At 43.2% G+C, this 16,561-nt stretch carries 16 protein-coding genes and 1 tRNA gene; 14 read left to right on the forward strand and 3 right to left on the reverse strand.

All coding sequences use genetic code 11. From position 1 onward, the window contains the following. Positions 1 to 334 precede the first annotated feature (334 nt). The 5 genes from nadA (at position 335) to ATB78_RS26885 (ending at position 4,737) form a co-directional block, all read left to right on the forward strand. Complete coding sequence (gene nadA, locus ATB78_RS26865) at positions 335 to 1,396, forward strand: quinolinate synthase NadA (RefSeq protein ID WP_061011066.1); 1,062 nt, start codon at positions 335 to 337, stop codon at positions 1,394 to 1,396. 131 nt (positions 1,397 to 1,527) lie between these two features. Beyond that, complete coding sequence (locus tag ATB78_RS26870; RefSeq protein ID WP_061011067.1) at positions 1,528 to 2,571, forward strand: ion channel; 1,044 nt, start codon at positions 1,528 to 1,530, stop codon at positions 2,569 to 2,571. Then, on the forward strand, positions 2,571 to 2,987 hold the full coding sequence (locus tag ATB78_RS26875) for a DUF350 domain-containing protein (RefSeq protein ID WP_005441732.1): 417 nt from the start codon (positions 2,571 to 2,573) through the stop codon (positions 2,985 to 2,987). The genes ATB78_RS26870 and ATB78_RS26875 overlap by 1 nt, the downstream gene beginning before the upstream one ends. 8 nt (positions 2,988 to 2,995) lie before the next feature. Continuing rightward, positions 2,996 to 3,565, forward strand: a complete 570-nt coding sequence (locus ATB78_RS26880; RefSeq protein WP_009707073.1) for a DUF1190 domain-containing protein — start codon at positions 2,996 to 2,998, stop codon at positions 3,563 to 3,565. Positions 3,566 to 3,570: 5 nt separating this feature from the next. Then, positions 3,571 to 4,737, forward strand: a complete 1,167-nt coding sequence (locus ATB78_RS26885) for a glutathionylspermidine synthase family protein (protein WP_061011068.1) — start codon at positions 3,571 to 3,573, stop codon at positions 4,735 to 4,737. A 67-nt stretch (positions 4,738 to 4,804) separates the two neighbouring features. On the opposite strand, the gene ATB78_RS26890 is transcribed toward ATB78_RS26885, so the two are convergent. Then, the gene (locus ATB78_RS26890; RefSeq protein ID WP_020195632.1) at positions 4,805 to 5,416 is read right to left on the reverse strand and encodes a YecA family protein; all 612 of its coding nucleotides are present in this window, start codon (positions 5,414 to 5,416) and stop codon (positions 4,805 to 4,807) included. A 53-nt stretch (positions 5,417 to 5,469) separates the two neighbouring features. Between ATB78_RS26890 and ATB78_RS26895 the strand changes: the two genes are divergently transcribed. The 7 genes from ATB78_RS26895 (at position 5,470) to ATB78_RS26925 (ending at position 12,223) form a co-directional block, all read left to right on the forward strand. Continuing rightward, entirely contained in the window at positions 5,470 to 7,890 is a 2,421-nt protein-coding gene (locus tag ATB78_RS26895) for a hybrid sensor histidine kinase/response regulator (protein ID WP_061011069.1), read from the forward strand. 437 nt (positions 7,891 to 8,327) lie between these two features. Further along, positions 8,328 to 8,777: an L-alanine exporter AlaE gene (locus ATB78_RS26900; protein WP_061011070.1), complete on the forward strand. Its 450-nt coding sequence runs from the start codon at positions 8,328 to 8,330 to the stop codon at positions 8,775 to 8,777. Positions 8,778 to 8,921: 144 nt separating this feature from the next. After that, positions 8,922 to 9,009, forward strand: a tRNA-Ser gene (locus ATB78_RS26905). Between the two features lie 84 nt (positions 9,010 to 9,093). After that, positions 9,094 to 10,230: a site-specific integrase gene (locus tag ATB78_RS26910; RefSeq protein ID WP_061011071.1), complete on the forward strand. Its 1,137-nt coding sequence runs from the start codon at positions 9,094 to 9,096 to the stop codon at positions 10,228 to 10,230. Positions 10,231 to 10,708: 478 nt separating this feature from the next. Further along, positions 10,709 to 10,960 carry a hypothetical protein gene (locus ATB78_RS26915; RefSeq protein ID WP_061011072.1) on the forward strand — a complete coding sequence of 84 codons (252 nt, stop codon included), beginning with the start codon at positions 10,709 to 10,711 and terminating at the stop codon, positions 10,958 to 10,960. A 23-nt stretch (positions 10,961 to 10,983) separates the two neighbouring features. After that, a complete protein-coding gene (locus ATB78_RS26920; protein WP_061011073.1) occupies positions 10,984 to 11,274 on the forward strand; it encodes a helix-turn-helix transcriptional regulator in 291 nt (96 codons plus the stop codon). 37 nt (positions 11,275 to 11,311) lie between these two features. Next, entirely contained in the window at positions 11,312 to 12,223 is a 912-nt protein-coding gene (locus ATB78_RS26925; protein WP_240537445.1) for a reverse transcriptase family protein, read from the forward strand. 294 nt (positions 12,224 to 12,517) lie between these two features. Here ATB78_RS26925 and ATB78_RS26930 read toward each other — a convergent pair whose 3' ends face one another. Further along, positions 12,518 to 13,039 (reverse strand): helix-turn-helix domain-containing protein, encoded by a 522-nt coding sequence (locus tag ATB78_RS26930; RefSeq protein ID WP_061011075.1) that lies wholly within the window; start codon positions 13,037 to 13,039, stop codon positions 12,518 to 12,520. A 621-nt stretch (positions 13,040 to 13,660) separates the two neighbouring features. Between ATB78_RS26930 and ATB78_RS26935 the strand changes: the two genes are divergently transcribed. Beyond that, complete coding sequence (locus ATB78_RS26935; protein WP_061011076.1) at positions 13,661 to 14,884, forward strand: integrase arm-type DNA-binding domain-containing protein; 1,224 nt, start codon at positions 13,661 to 13,663, stop codon at positions 14,882 to 14,884. Positions 14,885 to 15,178: 294 nt separating this feature from the next. Here the strand turns inward: ATB78_RS26935 and ATB78_RS26940 are convergent, their stop codons facing one another. After that, positions 15,179 to 15,766 (reverse strand): DUF2913 family protein, encoded by a 588-nt coding sequence (locus tag ATB78_RS26940; protein WP_061011077.1) that lies wholly within the window; start codon positions 15,764 to 15,766, stop codon positions 15,179 to 15,181. Between the two features lie 479 nt (positions 15,767 to 16,245). Here ATB78_RS26940 and ATB78_RS26945 point away from each other — a divergent pair. Next, positions 16,246 to 16,561, forward strand: a 316-nt coding sequence (locus ATB78_RS26945; protein ID WP_179946996.1) for a transposase, incomplete at its 3' end; no start/stop codon positions are given.

Genomic DNA, 16,561 nt, shown 5'->3' on the forward strand with positions numbered 1-16,561 from the left:
ACTCAATAAGCGAGAGTTTAATATTAGAGCCAAGACGGGAAAGATCCTTCCCTAGAGTAGTGAAGAAAAAACCTAGCCGATACCCTAGAAAAAACAATGCCGCTCACCTTAAGTGAACGGCATTAGAGCCTCGGTTCCCTTTTTCTTTGCTTTGGCTTTACGACTTTAAAAGAAGAATGATTCATGCAACGAATGTTCATGAGCAGCAATTAGAATTGTTACTTACAACAAAGATATACGGCTAGACTGCTATAAATTCCGGTTACGGGTTGGTTTTTGAAAATCAACAAGGTTACAATACTCGGATTAAAGGAAGTTGCGTAGAGCAAGAGCAATGAGCCACATATTAGATAAAATCGACACAGTTTACCCATTCCCACCAAAACCAATCCCATTAAGCCAAGAAGAAAAAGCCGATTACATCGAGCGAATCAAAAAGCTGCTTAAAGAAAAAGACGCGGTACTTATCGCCCACTACTATACCGATCCTGAAATCCAAGCTCTGGCTGAAGAGACCGGCGGTTTCGTTGGTGATTCGCTGGAAATGGCAAAACTTGGTAACCGTCATCCGGCAAGTACGCTGATCATTGGTGGTGTTCGCTTTATGGGTGAGTCTGCGAAGATCCTGACACCAGAAAAGCGCATTCTAATGCCTACGCTAGAAGCAGAATGTTCACTTGATCTTGGTTGTCCTGCGGACAAGTTCAGCGAGTTCTGTGATGCGCACCCAGACCATACGGTTGTGGTTTACGCAAACACATCTGCGGCAGTAAAAGCACGCGCAGATTGGGTGGTAACTTCTAGTATCGCGCTTGAAATCGTAGAGCACTTAGATTCAGAAGATAAGCCAATCATCTGGGGGCCTGACCGTCACTTAGGTTCTTACATCGCAAACAAAACTGGCGCAGACATGTTGCTATGGCAAGGTGAATGTGTGGTGCACGATGAGTTCTCTGCAGATGCGCTACGCAAGATGAAGAGTGTCTACCCAGACGCGGCAATCCTAGTGCACCCAGAGTCTCCAGCGAGTGTGGTTGAACTAGCAGATGCGGTTGGCTCTACGAGTCAGCTAATCAAGGCAGCGAAAGAGCTTCCTCATCAACAAATGATCGTTGCGACTGACAAAGGCATCTTCTTCAAGATGCAGCAGCTAGTGCCAGAGAAAGAATTGATTGAAGCACCAACGGCAGGCGCAGGCGCAACATGTCGCAGCTGTGCACACTGTCCTTGGATGGCGATGAACGGTCTTAAAGCGATTGAAAAAGCATTGAATGAAGGTGGTGCAGAACACGAAATCTTCGTTGATGAAGCGCTGCGTGTGAAATCACTTATCCCACTGAACCGCATGTTAGATTTTGCTGAGCAGTTGAACATGCAGGTGAAAGGGAACGCTTAATCTTTCTGTTATTTAGATTGCGGTTTGTTAAGACAAATCTCAAAAACCAGCCGAATATGGCTGGGTTTTTTGTTTCTTACAATCAATAGGTTAGTATTTAGTTATAGCAATCAGAAAGGAATCGGACACTTATGGCTGTATGGCTAGTACTGAAAAAGTGGTTTAGTGCTCACCTTTTTAAATTGAGCAACCGAAACCTACTCGTCATTAGTGGCGCATACATTGCCATCTCATGGTCATTGCTGACTCTCGCCGGAGAGCATGCTCTGACTGATAACTTCTCAAACTTCATTTACTACCTCATGGTGACCGCTTCAACGGTTGGTTATGGCGATTTATCACCCTCAAGTGATATGGGTAAGTGGGTTGTGGTGTTGTTTATTATCCCGGGTGGTTTGAGCTTATTTGCTGCCATTTTGGGACGAGTGGCGGGCGGTGCTATTGATTATTGGCGAGCAGGCATACTAGGGAAACGGAGAGTAAGAGTGGAAAACCATATCGTATTACTGGGTTGGAATGGCGCACGTACCATGCATCTGATCCGTATGTTGCAACATGAAGAACACGGCAAACGTCCAATCGTTTTGTGTAGTCGTTCAGACATTGAAAACCCACTACCGGGTGAGATTGGTTTTATCAAGGTGAACAGTTACACCGACGCGCAAGAGATGAAGAACGCCAATATCATCGGAGCCAACTGTATCATTGTTGATAATCTCACCGATGATATTACCCTCTCAGCCGCCTTGTATTGTGCCTCTGTGAATCCTGATGCACACTTGCTTGCCTATTTTAAAGATGATGCTTTGGGTCGCTTACTTAGTCAGCACTGTCCGAAAGCAGAGTGTATTCCTGCAGTTGGTGCAGAGATGCTTGCTAAAGCGGCAGTCGATCCGGGCTCTAGTGCATTGCACCAAGAGTTACTCGCTTCGACACGTGGTATGACCCAGTACTCTGTGATTTACCCTGACGATCAACCAATCACGAATGTTGAAACGATCTTTGGTTTTATTAAGAAGCATCATCAAGCGACGTTGATCGCCTTCGATCTTGGCAGCGGTATTGAGCTAAACCCTGAACTTAGCGCTCAAGTGCCACCAAACACCAAACTGTTTTATATTGCCGACGAGCGAATTGATGATTTCGCTTGGACAGACATGAACAAGGACAAATAATGCATATGATTGCCGACCTGTTGGCAGGTTTTCCTAACTTTCTTCTCTATTTTTCGGTGTCGATTATTTTCGTACTGGCGTTCAAATTCATCTACGTCAAACTGACTCCATACGATGAGTGGCATTTGATCAAAGAAGAAAAGAACACTGCCGCTGCCGTTGCATTAAGCGGTGCTTTTCTAGGCTACTGCCTTGCGATTGCAGGTGCTGCGACTAACTCAGTTAACATCGTCGACTTCATGGTGTGGGGCGTTGTAGCCATGCTTGCGCAGATCATTGCATTCGGTATTGTGCGCTTCATTCTATTACCAAAAGTCTCAGAGCGTATTGAGAACGATGAAGTACCGGCGGGCATTGTTCTGGCTGCTGTTTCGGTATCTGTCGGCGTGCTGAACGCGGCTTGTATGACGTATTAGGAGGAGCGATGAAACGCAGTTCTAACGTCAAACGTTCTTCAATGGACAAAAGCTTTAAAGTCGGACGAATCATTCCATTCGTCGCTTTTGGCGGTATCTTTTTTCTGGCAACGCATGAGTCGAAAACCGAAGGCTATATCTATGCCGATGCGGATGAATGTAAATCGGACGCGCCAGAGTTCAGCGAGCAATGTGAAATCGCTTACCAAGAAGCAATGGCTAGAGCGGAAGAAAACGCACCGCGCTATAACAATGAGTTCGAATGTGAGGACGATTTCTACGAAGACGATTGTTATTACAGCTCACGCCACCGTTCTTACGTACCGTTTGTGGGGGGCTACTTTTTCAGCCGCGCAGTGAGCGGTTTGAGTGGATACAACAAAAGCTATTACTCAGAGCCGATGTATCGCTACAAGTCTAAGTATTACAACGGTGCAGGGCAGTTCTACGGTTCTTACCGTAATCAATCCACCAAAGTTGCGACAAGTAACCTAAACAAGCGAGGCGGCGGTACGATTGGTCGTGCTATGTCCCGAGGCGGATTTGGTAAAGCGGTGTCTGTGAGTCGTGGCGGTTAACAACGATGTTTCGACGAGAAATACAAGAAAGAGAAAACTGGCGTGAATTGGCACGCCAGTTTGGTTTTGGCTTTCATTCAATGTATGATCAACCCTACTGGGATGAGAGTGCTTACTATCAGTTTTCCCTTTCGCAAATAGAGCAAGATATTGAAGCGCCAACCGAGGAGCTTCATCAAATGTGCCTTGAAACCGTGGATCAATTGGTCAGAAGTGAGCGATTACTGACTCAATGCGCCATTCCTGAAGCCATGTGGTCACAAGTTGCTTCTTCTTGGCAGCGAAGAGAGCCTTCTCTCTATTCGAGAATGGACTTTGCGTACAACGGTTCCTCTCCTGCAAAGCTATTAGAAAACAATGCAGACACACCAACGTCGCTATTTGAGACTGGCTTCTGGCAGTGGGTGTGGCTAGAAGATATCGTCAACAAAGGCCGTATCCACCAAAGTGCGGATCAGTTTAATATTCTGCAAGATTTCCTTATTGAGCGCTTCGCTGACATTGCCAAACTGCAACCAGGACAAACGCTGCACTTTAGTTGTTGTAAATACACCGAAGAAGACAAAGGCACAGTGCAATATCTAGAAGATTGCGCTCGTGAAGCAGGGGTAGCAACCGCATTTGTTTTTGTTGAAGATATTGGTGTGACAGAAGACGGACAGTTTGTGGATGCTGATGACCGAGCGATCCGCTGGATGTTTAAACTCTATCCTTGGGAATTTATGTTCGAAGAGGAATACAGCAAGTATTTAGCAACATCGAGTGTAAACTGGATAGAGCCGATGTGGAAATCGATTCTGTCCAATAAAGCCTTGTTGCCGTTGCTTTGGGAGCGTTTTCCAAATCATCCTAATCTCCTGCCTGCGTATTTTGCCAACGATCCAAAAGCGAGCAGTTTGAAAGACTATGTCATCAAGCCACTGTTTTCTCGTGAAGGCGCAAACATAGAGATCGTTAAAAATGGGCAGCGTTTGGTGAAAACTCCTGGGCCGTACGAATCGAGTCCAAACATCGTTCAGCAATATCATCCGCTACCCAAATTTGGCCAAAGCCATACGCTCATTGGCAGTTGGCTCGTAAATGACAAAGCTGCAGGGATTTCGATTCGAGAAGACAGCAGTTTAGTGACTCAAGATATGGCGCGCTACATTCCTCACGTTATTCTTGATTGATCAAAAAAGCTCTCCGGTGTGGAGAGCTTTTTCATTATATGTCGCCTGTTTTAGCTGAGCAGAGCGTTTACTCTTCTTCTGCTAGCATTACACCGCGTTGAGTCAGGCCGCCAAGCATCATCGGCATTGCATTGAAGATTTCTTCAAACTGCTCAAGACCTTCCATACCTTGTTCTGCAAGTGTTGCGATAGTCGTTTCTGGATCGTAAAGCATGGTGAGAGAAAGCAGAACACCACCTAGTAGAGCACTGTCTTCGCTATCTGCAGGCATTAAGTTTTCCCAATCATCACGAGTAATTTGCCAGCCTTGAAGTACACCTTCACAGAAATCGCGAGTGTTTGCTGACACGATATCTTGATCATCTAGTTCGCAACCTTCAGGCCATTGCCACGCACCTTCTAGAAGTGCTGGGCGAGTTTGGTTCCACATTTGAACGATTTCATCGATGTACTGCTCTAGTTGCTCACCATCAGAGAAAGGTGCAGTTTCTTCACCGCCCCATAGGAATGGCAGCCACTCTTGAGGATTCAACACGTTTGGCGCACACGCCATAGACGTTACAAAGCCTTGAGTTTTCGCTAGGTTTAGTAGTTTTCCATCAAGTTCTGGAAGAGAAAGGATGTCTTGTAGTTTCAAAATAGAATACCATTTGTTAATGGGCTGGTTGGTTGCGCTCATATTACCAATCAATTATTGATAAATCGATATTAGGGAATGATTCGTCTACATCTATGGAAATTCGTTCATCACTCAGAAAAAAAAGCATTCTCGCCCTAACGCTTTATTTGTGCTTTTTCATCGCGACCATTGGTTCTGTTGTGTACCTTGTGGTCGAGCCTCCAGTGCGTGAAAAACTCGAACGTAATCTGGATCTGCGTACCCAATTGCTTGCCTCACAGATAGAAGGGCCTCTGACGAGTTCGGTTGGACTCTTAAATAGCTTAGTGGGGTTAGGGCAGACGCCAACGCCAAGTATTTCACTTCAAGATACCATTCCACAATTACTTGCAGTCAGTGACGACATCATTGTGAGTGGTGGTTTATGGCCAAAACCGATACTTAAAGATGAACGCTGGCAATACACGAGCTTGTTTTTCAATAAGAATGAAAACGGCAGTCTTGATCAAATCCACTCCTACAATAATCCAGAATCCGGTGGCTACGACAATGAGCCTTGGTACCAATCTGTAGTAAACCAGCCTGCAGGATCAGTCAGTTGGTCTGGCGTGTACATCGATACCTTCACTCAGGTACAGATGATCACCGCTTCAGCGCCTTACTATAAAGATGGCGTTTTTGCTGGCGTCGCAACCGTAGACTTATCTTTAGAGGCCTTATTCCAGTTCATTCGTGAGCATACTAACCAATACTCATTGGGCGTTGTAATTCGTGATGCTGATGACCAAGTTGTTATTGAGCACAACTTCCACCTCACCAAAGACATTTACATTAGCCAATTAGGCTTTGGTGGTTTTGATTGGCGCATGGACGTGGTCAACGCGAAAGTCAAAGTATCTGATCAAGTCTTCAATCAGGTAATGAGTGTCGAGACCGGCATCATCCCATTTTTGCTTCTGTGTGTTCTGGTGGGTTACTACCTGTTAAACCGATACATCGTTGAACCCATCGTACGTATCGCTCAGAAAGTGGATGACTCCAAAACTGGTGGCATCATCGATATTGCCTATGACAGTGAAGACGAGATTGGCCACCTGATCACCAAGTTCAACGAGAAAACCATTTACCTTGAGCGCGAGAGAGTAAAAGCTCAAGCGTCCACCAATGCGAAAACGGCTTTCCTAGCAACTTTGTCTCATGAAATTCGAACACCGATGAATGGCGTGTTGGGAACTGCCCAAATCTTGTTGAAGACTCAACTGACGGATGAACAAAGAAAGCATCTCAACACCTTGTATGATTCAGGCGATCATATGATGACGTTGCTCAATGAGATCCTTGATTATTCGAAGATCGAGCAGGGGCACATTGAGCTGGATAACACGCCTTTCCCAATTGAATCGATCCTCGGCAGTATCAACAGTGTTTATCACACTTTATGTGCTGAAAAAGGTCTGCAATTCCGCATTATTTCAAATGTGCCGGAAGGTCGTTGGTACAACAATGACAAAGCACGTTTGCGCCAAGTGTTGTTTAATTTGCTCAACAACGCTGTGAAATTCACAGACCGAGGCTTTGTCGAAGTCGAGTTGGCAGAGCATGTACACAAAGACAAAACCAAGCTGACCATCAGTGTGAAAGATACCGGTATCGGCATCAATCCAGACGCGCAAAAGCGCATTTTCAGACCGTTTGAACAAGCAGAGTCTTCTACGACTCGACGTTTTGGCGGTACAGGCTTGGGGCTTGCGATCGTGAAGCAAATTTCTGAACACATGGGCGGAGGCATTACAGTACAAAGCCAAGAGTGTATTGGCACCAAGTTTGTTGTCGAACTAGAACTTAACCCGTGTGAAGCGGGTGTTTTGGAATCAACCAATACACATAGACTCGATTGCCAAGGGTTACGCGCTCTTATCGTAGAAGATAACCGCACCAATACCATCATTATGGAGACCTTCTTACGGTCTAAAGGCTTTGTGTGTGTTTGTGTCGAGAACGGGCAACAAGCGGTAGAGCAGGTAACGAAGCAAGAGTTCGATTTGGTCTTAATGGATAACCACATGCCAGTGCTCGATGGAGTGGGGGCCATTGCAGTGATTCGCTCTATGGATACGCCAGCAAGTTCTGTGCTTATCTTTGGTTGTACTGCCGATGTATTCAAAGAGACACAAGAACGCATGCTTGACGTGGGGGCCAACCATATTATTGCCAAACCTATTGTTGAATCTGAGCTTGATGATGCCTTGTACCGACACGCTTCAATGCTGTATCAGTATCAAGATAAAAAGAGTGACGAGCAGCCCAAACCACAAAACGCAGAGGCGCTACTGCTGAACTTCTATATGGCGCTAGATGACGACAATTTGGAACAGGCAATGTCAACGCTCTCTCATATTTTTGAGAGTGTACAGCCAACTGTCTCAGACGAGCTAAACAAGGTTATCCAGCGTATCGAGGGTTATTTAAGTAAAGCGCTCGCTCCTGAACAAGAAGATATCGACAAACTGACTATGCTGCTCGCAGATCAATAACCTATTCAATTCTACAAAGTGGTGCGGGCGTTTGTCTGCACTACTTTTGGCTTCTTTCCATCTTCCCAACTCTACAAACTTCGCGTTTACTCTGAATTTACTCTCCCAAGTAGCATAAGCTGATCTTTTTGAAATTCACTTACCAGATATTCCTCTGGTTTTTTGTGTTTTTGCGCGAGCTAAGTCGTTTATTGGTAAATAAATTACGTTTTTAAACTTCATTTTAGGTCGATTTAAGGCGGTTTTTACTGATTATGGTGAAAGCTGCTACTTTTAACCTTAAAGTTGGTTATTAATTTACAACTGATAATTAAAAACGGAATCATAAACTGAAAATCTTATGGTCTAATAGCGGCATTGACTGCTATGTGGTTTTAAATGCAGTAAATGATTTTATAGATGTCGTTTTTATTGGTATTTGATTTTAGAGGTTGTAAATGAAGTCTCGTGGACCATTTTGTATTCGCAATGCCGCAGCGGATACCTTTGCTATGGTGGTTTTTTGTTTTATCACAGGGATGATTATCGAGATCTTGATTTCGGGTATGACGTTTGAGCAGTCTTTAGCATCACGCACATTGTCTATCCCGGTAAACATCGCGATTGCATGGCCTTACGGTATGTTCCGTGATTGGGTATTACGCCAAGGTAACAAACTATCCCCTTATTCGTTTATGAAGAATGTGTCTGACTTGGTGGCGTACGTATTGTTCCAATCTCCAGTCTACGCAGGCATTTTGTTTGCCGTAGGCGCATCTACCGACCAAATCATCACCGCAGTAGCGAGTAATGCAGTTGTGTCTTGTGGTATGGGTGTACTTTACGGTTACTTCCTCGATCAGTGCCGCCGCTGGTTCCGCGTTCCTGGTTACTATCAAGAAGCATAATTGCCCCTGTTTTATGCAATTTAGCTAGATAGTGAGCAAACAAACGCAAAAGGGCGCTTTTTTTCGTGTTTAGCCTTGACCATCAGACACATAATCATTAAATTAGCGCCTCGTTAGCCAATGATGCTAACCACAATTTGATTCGGTGAGTTGTCCGAGTGGCTGAAGGAGCACGCCTGGAAAGTGTGTATACGGCAACGTATCGAGAGTTCGAATCTCTCACTCACCGCCACATTCTTGAAGGTCTGATTTATCAGGCCTTTTTTCATATCTGAAGGTTCTACAAGATAGCAGCAGCCCACACTGGAGCTAACACATGCTATCGAATCATCGCTTACCTTCACGCAAAGCATTGTACCTTTTTACCAGTAGAACAGGTGTCTATACCTTTCGATGGAGCATTAGGAATAATGGCAAGCACCACCAGCCAACTCTGAGTTTAAAAACAAGAGATTACCTCACTGCTGTTAGGTTGGCTTCTGATTTAGCTAATCGACTTCTTCAGCTTTCTAGCCCTACCATTGACGAAGTTAAGTCAATTTATGACGACTTCAGGGGAGAAAAAAAGAAGGAAAGCCTACTGTTAGGCAACATTGATATTGAAGCAAGCCTCGTGGACTTGAGTACTAAGAGTCAAACAGAATACCGCAATTGTTGGGTTAGTTTCGTTCAGTGCCTTGCTCCGTCAATGACACTAGATAGCGTAAGGAGTGCTCACATTGAAAAGTGGAAGCAAACACAGACTTGTAGTGCTACTATTATGAAGAAAAAACTCCGTTTACTCTCTAGCTGTTTCAATCGTCTAGGGCATAAGGTTGAAACTGAATGGTTCAAAATCAGTGTAGAGAAGAAGCCAGTTCGGCCAACTAGAGCTATTGCTGAAAGCGAGCTTAAAATGCTCCTACAAGCCACAGAGAGATACAAGAATGAAGTGGATAGATGGAAGTACTATCTACCTCGTATTGCAGCTCTAACGGGTTGTAGGCTCAATGAGTTAGCTCAACTAAGAGTTGGCGACATTGACTTAGGTAAGCAACCAAGTTTGAGTATCAATGACTCTCACACTGATAAGAAACTCAAGAACTCAGCTAGTGCTCGTGAGATTCCAATAACCGACGAGTTAAAGAAGTTGTTTAGTGAGCTAGTCGAAGATGAAAGTGATGATGAAGCACTGTTTGAGCTGCCATACAGCAAATACAACGGCTATGTTGGTAAGCCAAGTAAGTTCTTTTCTGACCTGATTAAGCATTTGAAAATCAAAGATGTAACATTCCATTCATTGCGACATTACGTGGTGACGGAGCTTTTCAATCACGGAGTAAGAGAAGAGTTAATCGGTGCGCTTGTGGGGCATAGTGTTGGTAAGTTAACGACTGGTAAGGTTTACCTGTCAGGCTTTAGTTATCAAAAGAAATTGAATGCTATTTCTCACTTAAGCTTAAATAATATCTGAATTGACTATTTGTAAACTATTGACTATTTGTCAATTTGGAGCTATCTTAAAGCTCGACAGGATGTTTCGTCCTGATGCTCTTTAAAACTAATAACCTTTTTCGAATCGTAACTGGCAGAAATGCCGATTATCTTAGTGATAATCCGGTCGCACCCACAGCTCGTAATGACGTAAACCTAACCTAAATGCTGAAGATTGATTCCATGCAGGTAAAGGCTTGACTCGTAACGTTGCACAGACAGAATATCGGCTTACAGGCTTACAGGCTTACAGGCTTACAGGCTTACAGGCTTACAGGCTTACAGGCTTACAGGCTTACAGGCTTACAGGCTTACAGGCTTACAGGCTGATAGAGAATTGTATGGAGGGGAGAGCAAAATTGCTCTGAAGATTGTGGTTTACGCTATCTGTATCATTTTATTCGGTTCGGTAATTTTTTGGAGGGGAATTTCCCAACAACGAATAAAAAGGTAATTAGATGAATACACAAGTTTTAAAGAAGTCACGTGAAGTTCTTAAACAGATTTTACGTGAAAAGCATGATGATATAGATAGCAATACGAAGTCAGAAGTTGAGGCGCTAATCGAGCAGATTGACGCTGAACTCTCTGGGAATTCGCAGACGAAGACTACCAAACGTGAGGTTTTGGAAACGTTCGGAGTTTTGTTAAGCGTAATCCATAGGGGGGCTGAATTACTTGATAAAGTTCTCTCAATTTTCAGTTCGTAAAGTAAACCATTAATTTTTTTATTATGAATTTTTCAAATACGTTAGAGAAGTGCAGAAAGCACAGAAAAATGTCGAAAAAAGACTTGGCAGACAGGATAGGTAAAAGTGCCTCGTACATTACTCTGTTAGAGCAAGGTAAGCGAGAGCCTAATCTAGGTCTGGTTGAAGACTTGTGCCATGCTTTAGACATCCCAACTTCAGTCTTTATGTTCCTAGCATCGCAGGAGCAAGACTTACCATTCAGTGACGAGCTCACAAATAAGCTTGAGTCACTCATGTATCAACTTATCGATGACGCCGACTCCGACATATAACTTGAGAGCAATTGGAAGTGCAGAGGCGCTTTCAAGAATGCTTCAACTTCCAGTCCCTCGTATTCGCTATCTTGCCCAAAATGCATCAGATTTCTATCGGGTTGCTAGAATCAAAACAAAGGCAAATGGCGACAAGCGTATTACTTATGATGCTTACCGCTCGCTGAAAGATGTACATAAGACACTAAAGGTAAGGTTGTTCCAGAATGTTTCCTATCCTGACTACATTCAAGGTGCAATCTCTGGGCGTTCCTATATCGGAAACGTAAAGAAACATACCAAGAGTACTATTATCATATGTGAAGATATTACAAATTTCTTTCCTACCATACGTGAGTCCGATGTCGAAAAGATGTTCATGCGTCTTTTCCACTTTCCTAAAGAAGTGGCTAGTATTCTCACTGGGTTAGTCACTCTAAATGGTACTGTTCCACAAGGGGGCGTTTGTAGTAGTTATGTTGCAAACCTAGTTATGTGGGAAAGAGAGTCAGCCCTAGTATCTTTACTTCAAGCTAAGAACCTTACTTATACTCGCTATGTTGACGATATAACGGTCTCGTCTAAAGACTATATTGAGAAGGTAGAGATAAGCAGCGTTATCGCTTCCATATACGGTATGTTGAAGCATTTTGGTGTCAAGCCCAATAAAGCGAAACACGAAGTCTTGAGTAACGGCATGCATCAAAAGGTTCATCGAGTTGGGGTGAATGGTAAGCGGCCAAGTTTTGGAAAAGAAGAAAAGAAACGAGTTCGAAGTGCGGTGTATAACCTAGAAGCACTGTTTAAAGACAATGCTTGTTCGTATGACGAGTACTTGAAAGCATTCAACTCGGCAAGTGCATTGGTAGCGAAGCTAAAGCAATTGAATGAGCATCAAGGACAAAAATACAGAGAAAGTCTCAATCTAATAAAACCATCAGCCAAGAGAATTGAGCTTAGCAATCAATAATACGTATACATAAAGTATAAACTTGACGGTTTAATGTATGCACTGAACGGCCACATGTATTGGCACTGAAAGGGGGAAGTCTATTTGTGATTTATCTCTTTTTCTTTCAGCGTACTTATTAATTGGTAGGATAAATAGTAGATTAACTAGTCTGTTCCTTAGTATGTTTGTGTCTACTCGTTGAACATGGGATGAAGCTTTATGCTACAAGGCCTGTAGCGTGATTAGATAGGGGTAGTGTCATGATAAGACATACCCTGTCAAAGAAAGAAGAAAGCCCCCGAAGGGGCTGTCTCAGAACGGTGATTCATCTTCAGCGATTGCCTCTTCTACATCGGCCCACCAGTCTGAAGCAGGCACTGATTCATGGCTGCTTTCAGGTTGAAGGGCAGGTGTAGGCTCCACGACTACTGGCATTTCAGTAAGTGCTTCTTCTACTTCCGTTCTAGTTTCCACAACGTCAGATTCGCTTGGCTCGTCAGAGCTTTCGCTTTCCAGTTCTTCTGTTGTTGGAATTCCAAGCCATGTATAGAGTTTTGAAGTGTTGCCACCTTCAGGTGTACTGCGGTAGTTCGCCCTCAAGAACCTTAATCGCTCAAACTTTTGAAGTGCACTGTTCACGGTTGAACGAGTACAGCCTACTTCTCTAGCGATACGATTTTGGCTTGGGTAGCAGGTGAACACGGTTGGCATCTCTCTATCACCGAAGTAACTTGAAAGAGTTATCAAAACGCACTTTTCAGTGGCTGTGATTCCATGTGTCTGCTTTAGATTCGCTTCGATTATTTCTTTCGTAATCAAAAATTGGTTAGTCATTATAATTCCTTATAAATAAGGAAGTAATGGACGCTCCAAACCTCTTCAGCGTGCCTCTACTAACAACCTTCCCATTACTCCGTTAATAGAAGTGGTTGAAAGCGATATTCTACACAGTAAAGTCTGTAATGGAATATCATGTTCATACTATTTGTGGTAAAACATAACCCACACAAACGCACACAATAAATAGTGCCGTTGCTATCTTACTGAAGATAAGTCATTGACCTATATACGGCACATCGCCGTTAGGTGATGGTGAAAGCGTAGCTTTACGTATCGAGAGTTCGAATCTCTCACTCACCGCCACATTCATGAAAAAAGACGTCCTAGGACGTCTTTTTTTATATCAAAATCAAATTCTTACCTCTCAATAATGTCCACATCTCTCAATAAAATCCAGCGCCTAGACGTATAAGGGAATGTATAGTTAACTTATCCCTGCCGGCACCGTTATACATTTTCGTTAAAAAGTCACAGTACGCTTCAGTAGATCGAAAGATATCCTCTTATCGGTAACTGTATGGATGAAAAAGCTTTTTCATGAAAAATGTATACCAACTCTAAAGCCAGATTTGGCTTCCAAAAATCTATACATTTTTGATTAGAAGTGAGGGTGTTATGCGCACAAAATTGACTGCGAAAGGCGTCGAAAAAGCAAAGGTTGCAAATGGAAAAACGATGCAACGTTTTCATGATGGCCAAGGTTTATATTTGTCGGTTCGTAAGTCCGGAACAAAAGCATGGGAATTGAGATTTACCAAACCAGATGGTCGAGGGTCGAATCTAGGGTTAGGTAAATATCCAGAGGTAAGTCTACTCGAAGCAAGAAAGCTAGCAGCAGAATTTCGCAAATTGAGAGCGCAGGGAAAAGATCTCGCAGTCGAACACAAAAAAAAGAAGTTAGAAGTAAAACGTCAAGCCTGCAACACGGTAAGAAAAATCGGAGAGTTGTGGTTAGAAACTGCGGCTAGTCGAGTGGCCAAGAAAACGGCTGAGGGTTACCGACAAAAACTAAACTTACATATCTATTCCAAGCTAGGTGACGTTCCAGTCAAAGAGATTAGAGCTTCAATGTGGATTGATGCAATGCGACCTCTTGAGAGAAAAGGTAAGTTAGAAACCGTTGTTCGGACTACCGCTTTATTTCGTCGTATTATGAACTTTGCTGTAAATAATGATTATATCCACAATAACCCTATTGGTTCTATGAGAGATGTGTTTAAAAAGCCTAAGAGAGGCAACTTCTCTTGTATTGATATTAAAGAGCTTCCTACTCTGCTAACGATGGTAGTTCAATCTACCATGCGACCTGCAAACAAGTTATTGTTTGAGTTTCAACTGCATACATTAACTCGTTCTAATGAGGCAACGGGAGCGAGGTGGGAAGAGTTTTCTTTTGAGGAAAAAGTTTGGTATCTACCCGCTGAGAGAGCGAAGAACAGGCTGATGCACAAGATACCATTGACGCCGGAGGTTATTTCGATCCTGAAAGCCGCTAAGAGTCTCAGTCGTGGTAGTGAATATGTTTTTCCTTCCAGAACCTCATTAAAAAAGCCGGTTCATAGCGAAACGATCAATGCTGCGTTTAAGCGCTTAGGCCTGTCTGGGAAGATGACATCTCATGGTACTCGATCTCTGGGCAGTACGATTCTTTATGAGAGGACTGATTTCGAATCTGTCGTGATTGAAGCTTTGCTATCACATACGGATCGGGATGGGGTCCGTGATGCCTATAATCGGAATAAGTTCTTTGAGAAGAGAAGGGTTGCGTTAGAGTGGTGGAGCAAGCATATTGTTGGACTAACGAATGGCTTGTCTAGTTACTCGACAATAGAGTTATGAAGGAAGGGGAGGAGGTTCCTCTCCCCGATTCGTCATGTGAAAGTGTGGTCCAATTCTAGTACGGTGGTTTACCAAGAGGCTTTTTAGAGCTCTATTGGATGAAGCCCACACTCTAAGAGTTTTGCGTTGATTTCTCTTCGTAGAAAACCAGAGGCTCTGTTACCCATAACCAAGAATGGGAATTTAAAAGCTTAAAGTAAAATAAGTAGTTGAAATGGCAAGCCTAACTTAAGTTCTCGCTAAAAGAGGCCCATTGAAATGAAGTACTACAAAAACCGCCCATGTTAGCCACTGTCAATCGTCAGCCGGGTGCACTAGTATATGCGCCTGTTTTTCCTCTTCATTCCACTCTTTCATTTTGGCCACGAAAAAACCGTGAGTGTTGATTGAATCGACAAGCTCATTTGCTCGTTCCGATTGAATTAGCATTGAAAGAGGGCGCAACTGTTCGTGCTTTAGGTCAAATCCATGTTCGATTTGTGCCTCAAGGATATATACAATATCCGGTTCAGCTGTATTTCCTTCTTCGAATAGCCTTGACTCTATTCCTTCTTTGTCATAAAGATGAGCCAATAGGCTATAGAGCTTCTCAGAGCCGGCGAGTTTGGTTCGGTTAGCTTGAGTGTTCAGTTTGTGCAATCGTATTTCTAAGTTCCCTCCTTTCTTTCTCGCTGTGTTGATCATCATTTTTATGTCTTTTTTTATATTCGATAACGATTTATCAGCAAGCATTGGTTTGAGGTACTTAATTAGTATTTCATTGCGAGATTGAGTGGGAACAAAGCGTTGCGACGCCGATACCTTACATAATAAGTGAAGTAGGGCATGGGTAATGGCGGTATGTAGATTTTGGTAATACTCGAAATCTTTCTTGATCTGCATTGTGAAACTTGTCTTTATGGATTACCGTAAACACATGGGGTCTAAAAGTAGTTTTTCAATCATTGCTTTTTATATTATTTTTTCCTTATTTAGTCTAAGCTTAAGCGCGCTCTGTACGGTAAAATTGAAAGGTGCATTTTTACCTAAGTGAGTTATAAAACGGTATTGAAGTGCCGAGGCCTTTTGTTAGTTTTGCTTCTCATCCGGATAAAGGATGATTTAATTATTAACGCATTCAGAACCTTTAAGTTATGTTTGTGAGAGAAGGTGGGATTCATAACTAGTTGACTCACAACGGTGTTGATATGTTAAATCATATAGAACAAAGACATCGCTGATTGTTCTCTGAACGTGGAAACTGGCCGTGCTGTTAATACTGTTCGAAAGGTCTATTATTTCTGGCTTTGTTGCTTAAATCGATGGAACTAAATCTAGAAGCTACGATCTGATCGGCTACCCCCATCAATCGTCGTAGCCTCATGCCTAAACCTCGTTACAAAACAACTAACTGGAAGCAGTACAACAAAGCCTTAATCAACCGTGGTTCTCTGACCTTTTGGATTGATGAGGAAACGATAGCTGAGTGGAAACAAAACAAACAAGGCAAGCGTGGTAGACCTCGCCGATTCAGCGACTTAGCCATTACTACCGCACTGATGGTGAAACGCATTTTCTCTATGCCATTGAGAGCGCTACAAGGTTTTCTAGACTCTGTATTTAAGCTGGCTAACATCCCGCTTGTTTGCCCGCACTACACCTGTATAAGCCGCCGAGCTAAGGAAGTTGAGGTTTCAT

Origin of the sequence: Vibrio sp. CUB2 (assembly GCF_001557945.1) — a bacterium.
GTDB classification, from domain to species: Bacteria; Pseudomonadota; Gammaproteobacteria; order Enterobacterales; family Vibrionaceae; genus Vibrio; species Vibrio owensii.

What these genes read in the sequence shown, in the direction of transcription:
- ATB78_RS26920 (WP_061011073.1), top strand. Translation starts at nt 10,984, where the DNA reads ATGAATTTTTCAAATACGTTAGAGAAGTGCAGAAAGCACAGAAAAATG.
- ATB78_RS26940 (WP_061011077.1), bottom strand. Translation starts at nt 15,766, where the DNA reads ATGCAGATCAAGAAAGATTTCGAGTATTACCAAAATCTACATACCGCC.
- nadA (WP_061011066.1), top strand. Translation starts at nt 335, where the DNA reads ATGAGCCACATATTAGATAAAATCGACACAGTTTACCCATTCCCACCA.
- ATB78_RS26870 (WP_061011067.1), top strand. Translation starts at nt 1,528, where the DNA reads ATGGCTGTATGGCTAGTACTGAAAAAGTGGTTTAGTGCTCACCTTTTT.
- ATB78_RS26900 (WP_061011070.1), top strand. Translation starts at nt 8,328, where the DNA reads ATGAAGTCTCGTGGACCATTTTGTATTCGCAATGCCGCAGCGGATACC.
- ATB78_RS26885 (WP_061011068.1), top strand. Translation starts at nt 3,571, where the DNA reads ATGTTTCGACGAGAAATACAAGAAAGAGAAAACTGGCGTGAATTGGCA.
- ATB78_RS26910 (WP_061011071.1), top strand. Translation starts at nt 9,094, where the DNA reads ATGCTATCGAATCATCGCTTACCTTCACGCAAAGCATTGTACCTTTTT.
- ATB78_RS26875 (WP_005441732.1), top strand. Translation starts at nt 2,571, where the DNA reads ATGCATATGATTGCCGACCTGTTGGCAGGTTTTCCTAACTTTCTTCTC.
- ATB78_RS26930 (WP_061011075.1), bottom strand. Translation starts at nt 13,039, where the DNA reads ATGACTAACCAATTTTTGATTACGAAAGAAATAATCGAAGCGAATCTA.
- ATB78_RS26925 (WP_240537445.1), top strand. Translation starts at nt 11,312, where the DNA reads ATGCTTCAACTTCCAGTCCCTCGTATTCGCTATCTTGCCCAAAATGCA.
- ATB78_RS26890 (WP_020195632.1), bottom strand. Translation starts at nt 5,416, where the DNA reads ATGAGCGCAACCAACCAGCCCATTAACAAATGGTATTCTATTTTGAAA.
- ATB78_RS26895 (WP_061011069.1), top strand. Translation starts at nt 5,470, where the DNA reads ATGGAAATTCGTTCATCACTCAGAAAAAAAAGCATTCTCGCCCTAACG.
- ATB78_RS26915 (WP_061011072.1), top strand. Translation starts at nt 10,709, where the DNA reads ATGAATACACAAGTTTTAAAGAAGTCACGTGAAGTTCTTAAACAGATT.
- ATB78_RS26880 (WP_009707073.1), top strand. Translation starts at nt 2,996, where the DNA reads ATGAAACGCAGTTCTAACGTCAAACGTTCTTCAATGGACAAAAGCTTT.
- ATB78_RS26935 (WP_061011076.1), top strand. Translation starts at nt 13,661, where the DNA reads ATGCGCACAAAATTGACTGCGAAAGGCGTCGAAAAAGCAAAGGTTGCA.